This window comes from Actinacidiphila oryziradicis (genome assembly GCF_005047355.1).
GTDB classification, from domain to species: Bacteria; Actinomycetota; Actinomycetes; order Streptomycetales; family Streptomycetaceae; genus Actinacidiphila; species Actinacidiphila oryziradicis.
Genome location: NZ_SUMC01000164.1, coordinates 1 through 11,418 on the forward strand (window position 1 = coordinate 1; position 11,418 = coordinate 11,418).

Annotated in this window: 14 protein-coding genes and 3 pseudogenes; 5 read left to right on the forward strand and 12 right to left on the reverse strand. The window is 69.2% G+C overall.

Annotation, left to right across the window (positions count from 1 at the left end; all coding sequences use genetic code 11):
- Positions 1-338 (reverse strand): NAD(P)-binding domain-containing protein (locus tag FCI23_RS51135; protein WP_136730799.1); only part of this gene is annotated, 338 nt, incomplete at its 3' end.
- Positions 335-673, reverse strand: a complete 339-nt coding sequence (locus FCI23_RS51140; protein WP_136730800.1) for an antibiotic biosynthesis monooxygenase family protein — start codon at positions 671-673, stop codon at positions 335-337. The genes FCI23_RS51140 and FCI23_RS51135, both read right to left, overlap by 4 nt.
- 358 nt (positions 674-1,031) lie before the next feature.
- On the opposite strand from FCI23_RS51140, the pseudogene FCI23_RS64705 reads away from it, so the two are divergent.
- Positions 1,032-1,250: pseudogene (locus tag FCI23_RS64705) on the forward strand (transposase); the annotation flags it as partial.
- A 92-nt stretch (positions 1,251-1,342) separates the two neighbouring features.
- Here the strand turns inward: FCI23_RS64705 and FCI23_RS51150 are convergent.
- The 5 genes from FCI23_RS51150 to FCI23_RS51170 are packed head-to-tail and all read right to left on the reverse strand — an operon-like array spanning position 1,343 to position 3,714.
- Positions 1,343-1,624 carry a transposase gene (locus FCI23_RS51150; RefSeq protein WP_136730801.1) on the reverse strand — a complete coding sequence of 94 codons (282 nt, stop codon included), beginning with the start codon at positions 1,622-1,624 and terminating at the stop codon, positions 1,343-1,345.
- Complete coding sequence (locus tag FCI23_RS51155) at positions 1,621-1,923, reverse strand: hemerythrin domain-containing protein (RefSeq protein WP_407646153.1); 303 nt, start codon at positions 1,921-1,923, stop codon at positions 1,621-1,623. The genes FCI23_RS51150 and FCI23_RS51155 overlap by 4 nt, the downstream gene beginning before the upstream one ends.
- Before the next feature lie 29 nt (positions 1,924-1,952).
- The gene (locus FCI23_RS51160; protein WP_136730803.1) at positions 1,953-2,759 is read right to left on the reverse strand and encodes a metallophosphoesterase family protein; all 807 of its coding nucleotides are present in this window, start codon (positions 2,757-2,759) and stop codon (positions 1,953-1,955) included.
- A complete protein-coding gene (locus tag FCI23_RS51165; protein ID WP_136730804.1) occupies positions 2,756-3,010 on the reverse strand; it encodes a BON domain-containing protein in 255 nt (84 codons plus the stop codon). Before FCI23_RS51165 ends, FCI23_RS51160 begins: the two co-directional genes overlap by 4 nt.
- Entirely contained in the window at positions 3,007-3,714 is a 708-nt protein-coding gene (locus FCI23_RS51170) for a nucleotidyltransferase family protein (protein ID WP_246144849.1), read from the reverse strand. The genes FCI23_RS51165 and FCI23_RS51170 overlap by 4 nt, the downstream gene beginning before the upstream one ends.
- A gap of 110 nt (positions 3,715-3,824) precedes the next feature.
- On the opposite strand from FCI23_RS51170, the pseudogene FCI23_RS51175 reads away from it, so the two are divergent.
- Together FCI23_RS51175 and FCI23_RS51180 are read left to right on the forward strand one after the other, a co-directional pair.
- Positions 3,825-4,713: pseudogene (locus tag FCI23_RS51175) on the forward strand (type I glutamate--ammonia ligase); the annotation flags it as partial.
- Between the two features lie 466 nt (positions 4,714-5,179).
- Complete coding sequence (locus FCI23_RS51180; protein WP_127353763.1) at positions 5,180-5,383, forward strand: cold-shock protein; 204 nt, start codon at positions 5,180-5,182, stop codon at positions 5,381-5,383.
- 412 nt (positions 5,384-5,795) lie between these two features.
- Here the strand turns inward: FCI23_RS51180 and FCI23_RS51185 are convergent, their stop codons facing one another.
- The 4 genes and pseudogenes from FCI23_RS51185 to FCI23_RS57725 all read right to left on the reverse strand — a co-directional run bounded on the left by FCI23_RS51185 (position 5,796) and on the right by FCI23_RS57725 (position 8,068).
- Positions 5,796-6,143: a hypothetical protein gene (locus FCI23_RS51185; RefSeq protein WP_136730806.1), complete on the reverse strand. Its 348-nt coding sequence runs from the start codon at positions 6,141-6,143 to the stop codon at positions 5,796-5,798.
- A gap of 293 nt (positions 6,144-6,436) precedes the next feature.
- The gene (gene grpE, locus FCI23_RS62830) at positions 6,437-7,378 is read right to left on the reverse strand and encodes a nucleotide exchange factor GrpE (protein WP_322974045.1); all 942 of its coding nucleotides are present in this window, start codon (positions 7,376-7,378) and stop codon (positions 6,437-6,439) included.
- Between the two features lie 161 nt (positions 7,379-7,539).
- A pseudogene (locus FCI23_RS51200) lies at positions 7,540-7,660 on the reverse strand (Hsp70 family protein); the annotation flags it as partial.
- Positions 7,661-7,927: 267 nt separating this feature from the next.
- Positions 7,928-8,068 carry a hypothetical protein gene (locus tag FCI23_RS57725; RefSeq protein WP_169317395.1) on the reverse strand — a complete coding sequence of 47 codons (141 nt, stop codon included), beginning with the start codon at positions 8,066-8,068 and terminating at the stop codon, positions 7,928-7,930.
- 1,106 nt (positions 8,069-9,174) lie between these two features.
- Between FCI23_RS57725 and FCI23_RS51205 the strand changes: the two genes are divergently transcribed.
- On the forward strand, positions 9,175-9,489 hold the full coding sequence (locus FCI23_RS51205; protein WP_136730807.1) for a hypothetical protein: 315 nt from the start codon (positions 9,175-9,177) through the stop codon (positions 9,487-9,489).
- Between the two features lie 125 nt (positions 9,490-9,614).
- Positions 9,615-10,262 carry a phosphate signaling complex protein PhoU gene (gene phoU, locus FCI23_RS51210; RefSeq protein ID WP_136730808.1) on the forward strand — a complete coding sequence of 216 codons (648 nt, stop codon included), beginning with the start codon at positions 9,615-9,617 and terminating at the stop codon, positions 10,260-10,262.
- A 47-nt stretch (positions 10,263-10,309) separates the two neighbouring features.
- Here the strand turns inward: phoU and FCI23_RS51215 are convergent, their stop codons facing one another.
- Entirely contained in the window at positions 10,310-10,540 is a 231-nt protein-coding gene (locus FCI23_RS51215) for a hypothetical protein (RefSeq protein ID WP_136730809.1), read from the reverse strand.
- Between the last annotated feature and the right edge of the window lie 878 nt (positions 10,541-11,418).

Here is an 11,418-nt window from a genome sequence, read left to right on the forward strand (position 1 = left end):
TCGTTCCCGGCGAGGCGGACGACCTCGTCGGGGGAGACGGTGCTGGCGCAGATCAGGGCGCCGGGATAGGACCCGCCGCTGAGGACACCGTCCGGCCCTCGCAGCACCGCGCTGAGGGCATCGCCGTCGGCCACCGTGCAGATGGCAGCGGCCGTGCCCTCGACGGCCTCGATCGGACGGGCCGCGGCGAACGCGCCGGCCTTGGCGAGCGGCTCGGTTCGCTCCGCGGTGCGATTCCAGACCCGCACCTGTACGCCCTGGTCGAGAAGGCGGCCGGCCAGGCTGATGCCCATCATGCCAAGTCCGAGGACAGCGACGGGGCCACTGGTGCACGTCATGACTTCACCCGCACGGTCTCCTTGACGACCCTGAACCGCAACGACTGGGTGGAGTCAACCCACTTGCGGAGCGGAGCCACCAGCGAGCGGTGCTCCTCGCTCTGCTGCCAGGCGAAGAAATGCTCGGGCGTCTCCCACTCACTGGTGATCACCCACTGACGGGAGTCGTCGGCGGGTTCTCCCAGCCTGTCGATGATGTGCCCGGGAGTGCGGGCGACGGACTTCCGGATCCGGTCGTACACCTCCAGAAACCCTTGCTCGCCGCCCTCGATTACGTGGACCGCGAAGACCACGGAAAGCTTGTCGGCCGACGGGCCGCTGTGCGCGGTGCCCATGTCTTCTCCTGATGGTGGGATCCGGTGGGAGATGACTCCTACCAACTCATGGGCCCCGTGGCCGCGCAACTCCGCCGTGGGAGGACTCAATGGGGACAAGGCCTCTCCCGTGGTGGTTCGGCCGTTCGGGTGACTCTTGAAGTTCCTCCCAACCTGGCGGTCCTGGACCTCTCGTGGCACACGATCGGGTCTTGCCGGTGGGTCTCCATGAGGCTCCGCCTAGTTCTCCAGCTGCGGTGAGTCGACCCGAGGCGCGGTGCCGGGATTGCTCCCGGTCCGTTTCCTCAGGCCGCTCTCCGAACCCGCCGTGCGCGGACGCCGGTGCCATCCGGGGCGCCGGCGCGGCACCGTCGGAAAAGTGGTCTATTCGACCAACCGGATCGAGTCGATCAACGCTCGGCTGCGGAAGACTACCCGCAACCGCGGGCACTTCCCCTCCGAGCAGGCCGCGCTATAGGTGCTCTACCTCGCGGTCCGGGAGCTGATCACTCCCAAGGCGCGCGGCCTCAACCACGTCGCGCCACACTGGAAGAAGGCGTTGAACCAGTTCTCACTGTTCTTCGAGGACCGGCTCAACACCAGGTTGAACCCTGTGGACTTACACAAAAACGCTGGCTCAGACAAGATTTTCGTAGCCGGTGATCGGGGGCTGTGGGACTGGCGGGCCAGTCAGTTGAGCAGGATGCGTCGGCGCAGGAGGGCGAACCCGGCACGTCCGTAGGTCTGGCGTTTGAGTAGCTTCGCCTTGTTGTTGATGCCCTCGGTGGCTCCGCTGCTGTAGGGCAGGTCGAGGCCGGCCTGCACGGCGGCTCGGTCCTTTTCCAGGCCCTGGATGAAGCCGTGCAGTGCCGGGAGGTCGTCGGCGGTCGCGGCCTCGATCCATTGCTGGAGAGCGGCGTGCTCCTTGCCGGGGTGTTCGTGATGGGCCAGCAGATGGGCGAAGTTGGTCACGTGGCCTCGGAGATGAGCCGGTCCACCAGGTCGTCGAACTCAGGCTGATCGACGGACACCTTCTCCAGGTCCTTGAGGAGCTTCTCCACGGTGGGGTGGTCCTGGATCTCCCCGTCGGCCAGCGCCTGGTCACCGCGGACGTGCTCGCGCACCGCGGGGTAGAGGTACATCTCCTCCGCCACCGAGTGCCGCACCAGTTCGATCGTGAACCGGTCCGCGATGGTCCTGCGCTCCTGGTTGCCGGGCGGAAGGGCCTGGATCTGGTCGAACAGCTCCTCTACCTCCCGGTGATCGGTCATGAGTTCCGCGATGACGTTCGCGCCGTGGGTCAGCTCGGGCGATGGCCGTTGCGTTGCGGGCTGACGGCCGATTCGCGGAACGGCCCGATCGCGGCCCTGCCGTCCTCGGGGGATCTGGGGTGCAGGTGGTAGATGGCGAAGGCGCGGCGAATCACTGGCTGGGCCACGTTGCGTACCGGCACACCGCCGCTGGTGACGCCGTGCTCCGTACCCGCATGCGCGTGACCGTGCACCGCCAGGTCAGCGCCTGCCCCGTCGACCGCCTCGGCCAGCAGATAGCTGCCCAGGAACGGATAAATCTCCAACGGCTCCCCGGCCAGGGTGCCCGGAACGGGCGAGAAGTGCGTCAACGCGATCCGTACCGCGCAGCCACACTGTCCCAGCTGCTCCAGGGACTCGCGAAGGCCGTCGGCGCAGCGGCGGGTGTACCGGATGAATGCCTTCATCTCGGGTTCGCCGAACTCCCCGCCGCTGCGCCCCGCGAAGCCGCCCCCGAAGCCCTTGGTCCCGGCGATCCCGATCGTCGCGCCGTCCACCTCGACGACCGTGCCCTCGCGCTCCAGGACGATGACTCCCGCGTCGCGCAGCACGGCTGTCACCTCATGCTGCTGGTCGCAGTGGTAGTCGTGATTGCCGAGCACGGCCACCACTGGCACGGCGAGTCCGGCTACCTCGTCGGCGACCACCCGTGCCTCCTCCACGGTGCCGTGCCGGGTCAGATCACCGGCGAGCAGCAGGACGTCGGCGCACTCGGGCAGCGTGCGGAAGGCCGGCCGTAGCAGGCCCTGACTGTCGGGGCCCATGTGAATGTCCCCGACGGCTGCCACGCGGATCATGCCAGCTCCTCGGAGTGATCAGGCGCGCTCGCGTCGGCGAGAGTCAGGGCACTGTCCACCCGCACGCCCGCCAACTCCTCCCGCGCGATGCGCAGGATGTCCTCCCGGCAGCGGCTCGTGGGGACAGTGCCGGTCAGCACAACGGTGCCGCCGCATATCTCGGCGCGCACACCGAGCTCGGCGACCTCCTGGGTCGCCAACCGCTCCTGCAGGTGGGCCACGCGATACTCGGTGCTCTCGGCAGCGGTCATCGGCATGCCTCCTGCGATTCGATGACATCCAGGCGTTCGAGGAGGAAGAAGAAGGCGGCGGGCATCGGCGCGTCCCGGTGCTCGAGTCGGAGCCGATCCCAGTCGACCCTCTCTCGCAGGGTACGGGCGATCGGGAGCACCGCTGCGAAGTCGCAGTGGTGCTCGGAGAACGCCGCGACCAAGCTCCCCAGCAGGTCAGTGGGGGTCAGTACCGGCATGCGCACCGAGTCGACCGGCAAGGTCTCCGCTCGGTCGAGCAGCTCGCGGTCCACCGGCAGGTGTGACAGGTCGAAGATCAGGTCAATCTCCACCCCGCCGCAGCGGGCCTTGACCAGCCAGTCCTCAGCCGGGGCATGGACGTCGATCCCGGCCTCGCGAAGCGTTACGGCAACAGCGTCAGCATCCTCGCGCAGAACGCAGAAGTCGGCGTCGTGCTGCAAGCTCACCGCTGCGCCGTGCGCATAGGCCGCGACGCTTCCGGCCAGCGCGAAGGGATGCCCTCCAGCCTTGAGCAGGGCCGCGAGCTGCTTGGTGGCCTCCAAGATGGCCTGCGTACGGTCCGGCGGCAGCGCACCGCGGTTCAGGTCTCGTTGCCGTGTGCCGGTCGGGGACGGCGTGGTCGGCTGCGTTTCCCCCTCGCAGCCCGCTGCCGGGCCGGAAGAGGTAGCCCCGCCGCACCCGCGGGCGGCGACCATGTCTTCCATCGCTGGCGCTCCGTCCTCGCTGCCGTCCGTACAGGATCCGGCACACCTCGGGTACCCGCTCAGCGAGAAGACCATCCCTGCTCCCTGCAGGATGTCCGGTCGGGACTGCGCGGGGCGGGGTCTTGGGCCCCGCGCCCTCGCCCGGGGCCCGCTGGACGCGTTTGCGGCGGCACGCCGAGATGATGCTGGAGCTGAACAAGGCGGCCCTGGGGGTTGAAAAGTGGGCACCGCCGGCCAGGCCGAGATCAACTACAGGTTCAACACCCTGCTGCACGCCGCCGACGACCTGATGCTCTTCAAGTACATCGTGAAGAACGTGGCCTGGCGCAACGGCAAGACCGCCACCTTCATGCCCAAGCCGATCTTCGGCGACAACGGCTCGGACATGCACTGCCACCAGTCCCTGTGGCTGGGCGGCCAGCCGCTCTTCTACGACGAGAAGGGGTACGCCGGCCTGTCTGACACCGCCCGCTATTACATCGGCGGCATCCCCGAGCACGCCCCGGCGCTGCTGGCCTTCACCAGCCCCACGGTGAACTCCTGCCACCGCCTGGTCCCCGGCTTCGAGGCCCCGGTCAATCCGGTGTACTCCCAGCACAACCGCTCGGCCGCCATCCGCATCCCCATCACCGGCGCCAACCCCAAGGCCAAGCGCATAGAATTCCGCGCCCCGGACCCGTCCTGCAACCCGCACCCGGCCTTCTCCGCGATGATGCTGGCCGGCCTCGACGGCATCAAGAGCAAGGCCGAGCCCGCCGAGCCGGTCGACAAGGACCTCTACGAGCCACCCCCGAGGAGCACGCGGGCCTCCCGCAGGTCCCCACCTCCCTCCCGGCCGTCCTGGACGTGCTGGAAGCCGACCCCGACTTCCTGCTCCAAGGCGGCGTGTTCACCTCCGTCCTGATCGAGACCTGGATCGACTGCAAGCGCACCAACGAGATCGACCCGCTTCAACTGCGGCCACACCCGCACGAGTTCGAACTGTACTTCGACGCCTGACAGCCGGCAGCCGGTGGGCAGGTCCTGCCCCCGCGCGCCCAGAGATATGGGCCGGCCGTGCCGAGGGGCGGCCTGCGCAACGGTGCTGGTCACCCTCGCCTTCCTGGGCCTGGCCGTCGCCGCCACCCGGACCGCCCTGGCCCGCCGGACAGTATCTTGATCCGTCGTGGCTTCGCCGGCGATGAGCCACCCGGCCGGGCGCTTCGGCTTTCGCCGGAACGACATCGATTCTCTTCTCCGGTCGGTCAGTGGTTGCCCTCCCCGCGTTCACCTGCACCGCGTCGGCTGCGCAGCCGTCGGACTGGCGGTGTAACGTCGGAATTCAGCAGTCGTGGTTCCGAAGTACCCGTTCGCCCGTGGTCACGATCGCGGGCGATCTTGCTTTTCAGTGTTTCTCCGGGCCAGGCGATCACCTCCGGATTCCGATTCTGCGGGTCCGTTCCGAGCCGTCTTGAAGGAGACAGTCATGGCTACCGGCACCGTGAAGTGGTTCAACGCTGAAAAGGGTTTCGGCTTCATCGAGCAGGACGGAGGCGGCGCCGACGTCTTCGCCCACTATTCCAACATCGACGCCCAGGGCTTCCGCGAACTGCAGGAAGGCCAGAAGGTCGAATTCGACGTCACCCAGGGCCAGAAGGGCCCGCAGGCCGAGCACATCCGCCCGCTGTAACCCCTGGCCCCACGGTTCGCCGGCTGCTGCCCCGGACCGTGCTGGTGCGGGGCAGCGGTACGTGCAGCGCCTAGGCCCTCGGTCCGCCACGGGATCTGCGTACCGTAGGAAGAGGGGAAATCCGCACATCTCGCGGGAGCCTGCAATGACCCAGCCACGTCCCCCAGAACCGGAGCCGGTACCCAATCCGGAGCCCGACCCCATTCCGCCATTCCCGTCCCGGCCGGAGCCCGCGCCCGAACCCGGCCCGAGCCCGGTCCCCGAGCCGCAGCCCCGTCCAGCGCCTACCTGACGCGGGAACCAGCACGAGTGCCCCGGCGGGCCGGCGGCACAGGACAGTACGTGCGACAGAGGCGAAAGAAACTCGACGGTACCGGACCGGCGCCGCCAGGGCACCGGGCCGGTCCGACGGTCACCGCCGCCGATAACGGCCCCGGCCGCGACGCGCCAGCGCAGCGCTGAGACCGCAGGAGACCTTCTTGGAGGTCATCGAGGTGCCGGGTCGGCGTGCACGATGCCGTTGCGTTCGATGGTCTCGAACTCCTCGGCCGCTGGGCGGTTTCGGCTCTTTCCACGGTCCAGCCGCGGAGCCGAAGCACATTCGTCCGGCCGTGTCGGTGTCGGGGGACAGCAGCCCCAGGGTGACAAAGCGGCGCACCAGCTCGGGGTGGATGCCCGCAGCGGCGGCGAATTCGTACAGATCCGTCTGCGCCCGCAGGTGGATGCGGGCCCGTGGGTAGTTCCTGGGATCGGTCGTCATGGCGGTCACCTCACCCGTCGTGCCGGCGGGCACGGGGATCGAAGCCGGATTCCCGGGCCGGCTTCTCCCACAGAGCGCGTTCGTTGGCGGAGGCCTTCGGCGGGACTATCACTTTTGCCTCTGCGTAGACCCGCCGACCGCCGCGCGGCCCCGTTCCCGCGCCGAACGGCCCGCCGGCCGCCCGCGGCGGGCCAGGGTTCGATCGGCACGCTGGATCTCCTCCGCGCTGGCGTCACGGCCGACGCCCAGCAGCTGGTAGTAGTCAGGAGTCGTGGCCGCCGTCGGCTGCCCATTCACTCCGGCTGCCTGGCCACCGTCACCACAGCGGGACGCAGCAGCTGCTCGTCACTGCTGTAGCCGGGGCGCATCACCTCGAGGATCGTTCCGGGCTCGGCGTCGGGCGCCTCCCGGGCCTGCGCCGCCTCATGCCGGGCGGGGTCGAACTGCTCGCCCACTTCGGCGAAGCGGTGGTAGCCGAGTCCCTCCAGCGTGGCGAGCGCCTGGCGGTGAACGGCCTCAACGCCGGCGACGATGCTCCGCGGGTCGGCCTCGGCGTGCCGCAGCGCCAGCTCAAGGTGGTCCAGCACCGGCAGCCATACCGACATCACCCGGTCCCGTTGCAAACCGCGCACCTCGGCCAGCATCCGCTCGTACCGCTTGCGCTGGTTGTCGAGCTCGGCCATCGCGCGCAGCCAGCGATCTCGCAGCTCCGCCGGGGTTTCCTGCGGCGGTTCCCCGACCGGGCGCGGGCCCTGCCCCTCCGCCAGGGGAGCCTCTTGCGGCTCCGCTGCGGGTTCCTGCCGAGGTGCACCGGGGCCAGGGGCGGCCTCACCAGCGGTGACGCTTTCGCGCGGCTCGGTGGCGGGTTCCTGCGAGGCTGTACCAGAATCGGGGGCCTGCTCATCAGCCGTACCGTTTTTTCGTGCCTCTGCGGCGGATTCCTGCCCAGGTGCGCCGGGGCCCGCAGTCCCGGCGTCCGCCGTGGCACGGTCTCGCTCCTGACGGACCGTCCGGCCTTCTGGCGCATGCGACCGTGCAGCACCGCCCTCCCGGGTGCTGGCCCGGCCGGCCGGCGGACGTTCACCCATACCGCGCCGTCCCGGTTCCGGTGTGCTGCTCCCACCGTCGCCGCCCTGGGCAGCGGCGGTCCGGCGTTTTCCCTCGGCATCCTCGACCCGTTCTGGCGAGAGGCGGCCGCCCTCGCCCTGTGGGGGGAAGTCGCGCGCTTCATTCATGATCACTTCGCGTCACCATCCATCACCGTGTGGGACAAGGCGGCCGGGGTGTCCGTTCACTCCGGCCTGGAATCGGCATCGATCACGTCGTCCCCGCCCTCGCCTGCGGGCCGCCTGCCACGACCGCCGGCACCCGGGGTGGGACCGCCGCTCGGGGCGGAGGCAAACGCGACCACCGAAGGCATCGTGCGAGCGCCTTCGGTGATCACCCTGGGCTGGCCGCCTCCGTAGATGGCGATCACCGAGTTCGTCGTCCAGATCGATGCCAACGGCCTTGGCCATCGTCATGCCTTTCGTACGCAGGGCCAGTGGCCCTTCTCCACCCGGCTTCACCGCCGGACGCCGACCCACCACCAGCGCGGTTCGCAAAACCGCTACGAGAGCAGAAAAGGGACCAAATCGGATAGTTCAATCCCCAGGGTCCGACTGCCGACCACTCATGGCAAGCGGCCCACCCATCACGGAAGATCCCGCGCGAATCAGGACAGCCAGGTCGCCATCGACGGGCACCATGAGCAGCTGGGGGACCTCGACATCGCCGTTTCCAGGTCAGCCCGTGCCGTGCTGCACGGACCCTGTGGTGGTGGCGAAGGGCCCGAAGCGAAGGAGTACCGCCCACACCCTCTCGTCCAAGGGAAGGCTGTCGCGCGGCAGGACGACCAGGTCGGCTGCCGCGGCGGCGCGAAGCATGGTGGCACCAGCCGGTTTCCTCGCGCGCGGGAGACGCCAAAGGCCCACGACTCCGCCGCCGACAGGGCGACCCGGACCGGCTCCGGCCCTGCCCACAGCCACTGCGGAAGCAGTGGCGGCTGGTTGAGCGGCCGGGCCCAGCCTCACTGCGCTGCAGCACTTCACGGCGGCGGCCACGGGCGCGCTGGGCCAGATGCGTGTCCACGTGAGCCTGGTCCCATGCGCTCAGGCGTCCGCGCAGCGCATGTCGCGTCGGGGTCCGCGGTCGGGGCCGAGCCTCGTGGGGAGTGACGACGCGGTTGCGCAGGTGTATGGCCACCCGGCCCCGCCACCGGTCCACGCCCGCCGATCGCTGGCGCGCTGTGCGGTGGCCACGCCTCGTCCTGGCTGGACGGCGCCAAACTCACGGCGGCAAGTACTCGCCGCCCACTGAGTCCTCACTGGGCACCGGTCCGTCTGTCCCGTCCGACGACCAGGGAGCGGCGGGGGAACGGCGTCTGCCGGCGGACTGCAGCGACAGGCGGGGAGCTCCATGACCTTCCGGTGGACGAGGGGGTCTCCATGACCTTGCCCCGGCGCGGGGACGGGAAGACGGCCGGGGCAAGGTGATAGCGGGCGCCGCTTGATCACTTAACCGGAATCGGCGCCAGGCTCCGAGCCCGACACGGCCCATCGGGTCCACGGGCATCAGAAACTTTGGACGGCGGCCAGCAGGGAACGCTCCCGTGCAAAGGCCATCTCGGCGTCGCTCAGTCGCAGGGTTGGTGAAGGTCCCGGCCGCCGACTTTGCGAAGTACGCCTTGGTGGGCCGGACTGCCGAGTATTAAGGTATCCACTGGTCCGGGACAATTCAGGTAGCTCAAGCGAATTCTTATGGAGCTCATAGACCGGTCCTGACCGGGTTCCCCACAAGATCGGACGACTTTGCAACAACGTTCTGCAGGGCGAGAAGCTCCCGCCCAACTGGCCGCGGCGCACGTCTCATGCGAGCCTGGCTCTGGAGGGCCATCGGCGAGCCGCCCGCCCGGACCGGGAGAACCGATCGAAGCTTAACCACTTTGCCTGAGTAATTCGTTGAAATCGTCGCGAAACTCCGGGAGGTTACCATGACGGCGAATCAAGCCGGCAAGACCCACGAATACGGGCCGGAAGTCGACAAGGAATTCTTCAACGCATTGCAGATGGTTGTCGAGAAATACCCGGATGTGGCGCGGAAGTACGCCGTACGTTCCCGGCACCTCGAACTCGAAACGCTGGGAATCGATTTCACCAAGCAGCATGGTGTATCCCGCGTCGAAGACAACCGCATCGTGACGGAGTTCGTGGACAATGGGGACCTCACGATCGCTGGCAGCCACCACGCATGCTGCGAGTGGTACTACGACGGCCGCTGGCATTGCATATTCCAATGTCGGGAGTAGTACGGCGGAGCCATCAGCGACGGAGACGGCGAAGGATGCTGTTGGTGGCAGCGTCCTTCGCCGTCATGGTGAGAGCATGGATGAGGCCTCTTCGGGGCGCCACTGCGTGCCGGGGAGGGGAGATCATGCGGGATCGCTATCACGGGGAACTCGGCGCGGTGCACGACCAGCTGGTGGGGCTGGCCGCTTTGGTGACCAAGGCTATGGTCCGCGCGACGACTGCGGTGGTCAGCGGCGACTTGGACGCCGCTGATGAAGTGATCAGCCAGGACGCGGTGATCGATGCGGCCCGTGATGCCCTCGATGCCCGTGTGATGTCTGTCCTGGCCTGTCAGCAGCCGGTCGCCACTGACCTGCGCACGCTCGTGGCCGCCCTGCGCATCTCCGCCGATCTGGAGCGGATGGGAGACCTGGCCCGCCACATCGCTGAGATCGCCCGCATGCGGTATCCCGGCGCCCCCCTCCCGCCTGTGCTGCGGCCGGACATCGAGGAGATGGGCCGGGTCGCGCAGCGGATGGCCACCAAGATGAGACAGGTCCTGGAGACCAAGGACCCTAAGGCCGCGGCGGAGCTGCATTTCGATGACGATGCCATGGACGACGTCCACCGCAGCACCTTCCAGCACATGACCGATGAGGCTTGGCTCCACGGCATGGCGACCGCCGTGGACCTGACCTTGCTCAGCCGGTACTACGAGCGTTTCGCCGACCACGCCGTGAATGTCGCCAACCGCGTCATCTTCCTGGCCACCGGGGCCAACGCCCGGATGTGACCCCCAGAACGGTTCCTTCGCGCCTGGCCACCCGAGGAAGGGGGGTCTCAGCCGTCACCCGGCCCCAGTCCGTCCGGCTGCGCCAAGGCCCGGGGCGTGGCCCATCCCGCCGGGGCGGCCCCGGGCGGGATCAGGCCGGGCAGCGCCAACCCGGCGAGGCCGTCGACGGGCACGGTGACGCAGGACCCGTCGGCGGTGAAGGTCTCCCGCACCCACCGCACGCTCGCGCCGTCGGCTTCCAGCGCCAGGCGGTGGGTGTGCCCGGCAGCCTCGCGCACACCGCTACAGCGGCCAGCAACAGGTCCGCGAGCACCTCACCACCCGCCCGACGCTGCGCCTCGCCGGGCATCGGGACGGCGGCCGCGGGGACATCGACGGCCACCAGATCGCGCACGCCGGTCACCTTCAGGCCCAGCGACCCGGCGCCGGCCTCCCACCCGATCCGCTCAATCGTGTCGGCCCGCACCAACTGCTCCCCGGCCCGCACCCACACCTCGCTCTCCGCCACGGTCGACCGCCTCCCTCTCCGCTACGCCCAGCATGGCCGTCTGCCACCCTCGCGGCGGGCAGACGCACCGCCTGGCCGTCGACGGGCAGCGGCGGGTTCGGGCCTGGTCTCTGTCCCCGCTGCTGTGCTGTCTGTCCTGCGGGTCTGTGAGGCACAGCGCTGCAGGTATCGCAACCGGCGTCCACGGGTCACAGCGGGTGGGCGTGGCGCAGACCGTACGCCGAGCGCCGGCGGACTTCCCGGCGAGTCCGAGCGCGGCCAAGGGGGGTGCTGTGGGGACGTAGGGCGCCGCCGACCGATGGGCTGCACTGCCCCGGCTGCCGCGTCGGGGCCGGCCGGGCGACCTCGGAGGGGGGCAACCGTGGATGCGGCCACCCGGCCGGGGTCGGCCCTCGACCGGCTCGGCCACCGGTCCACGGTGGCTTCAGGTGCCGGGGGAGACCAGTTGGTGCCAGAGGCGTTCAATGGGTGGTTCGTAGAGCGACGGCCGACCTTGAGCCGCGCGGGAGTACCTGAGCGCTATGTTGACTCCATGTACTCGACGCAGGTCTCTCGGCACGTGAGTGCCTCGCGTCCGGCCGTCTACCGGGCGCTTCTGGATGCGGGCGCGATCGCGAAATGGCGGGTGCCGGCCGGCATGAGCAGCCA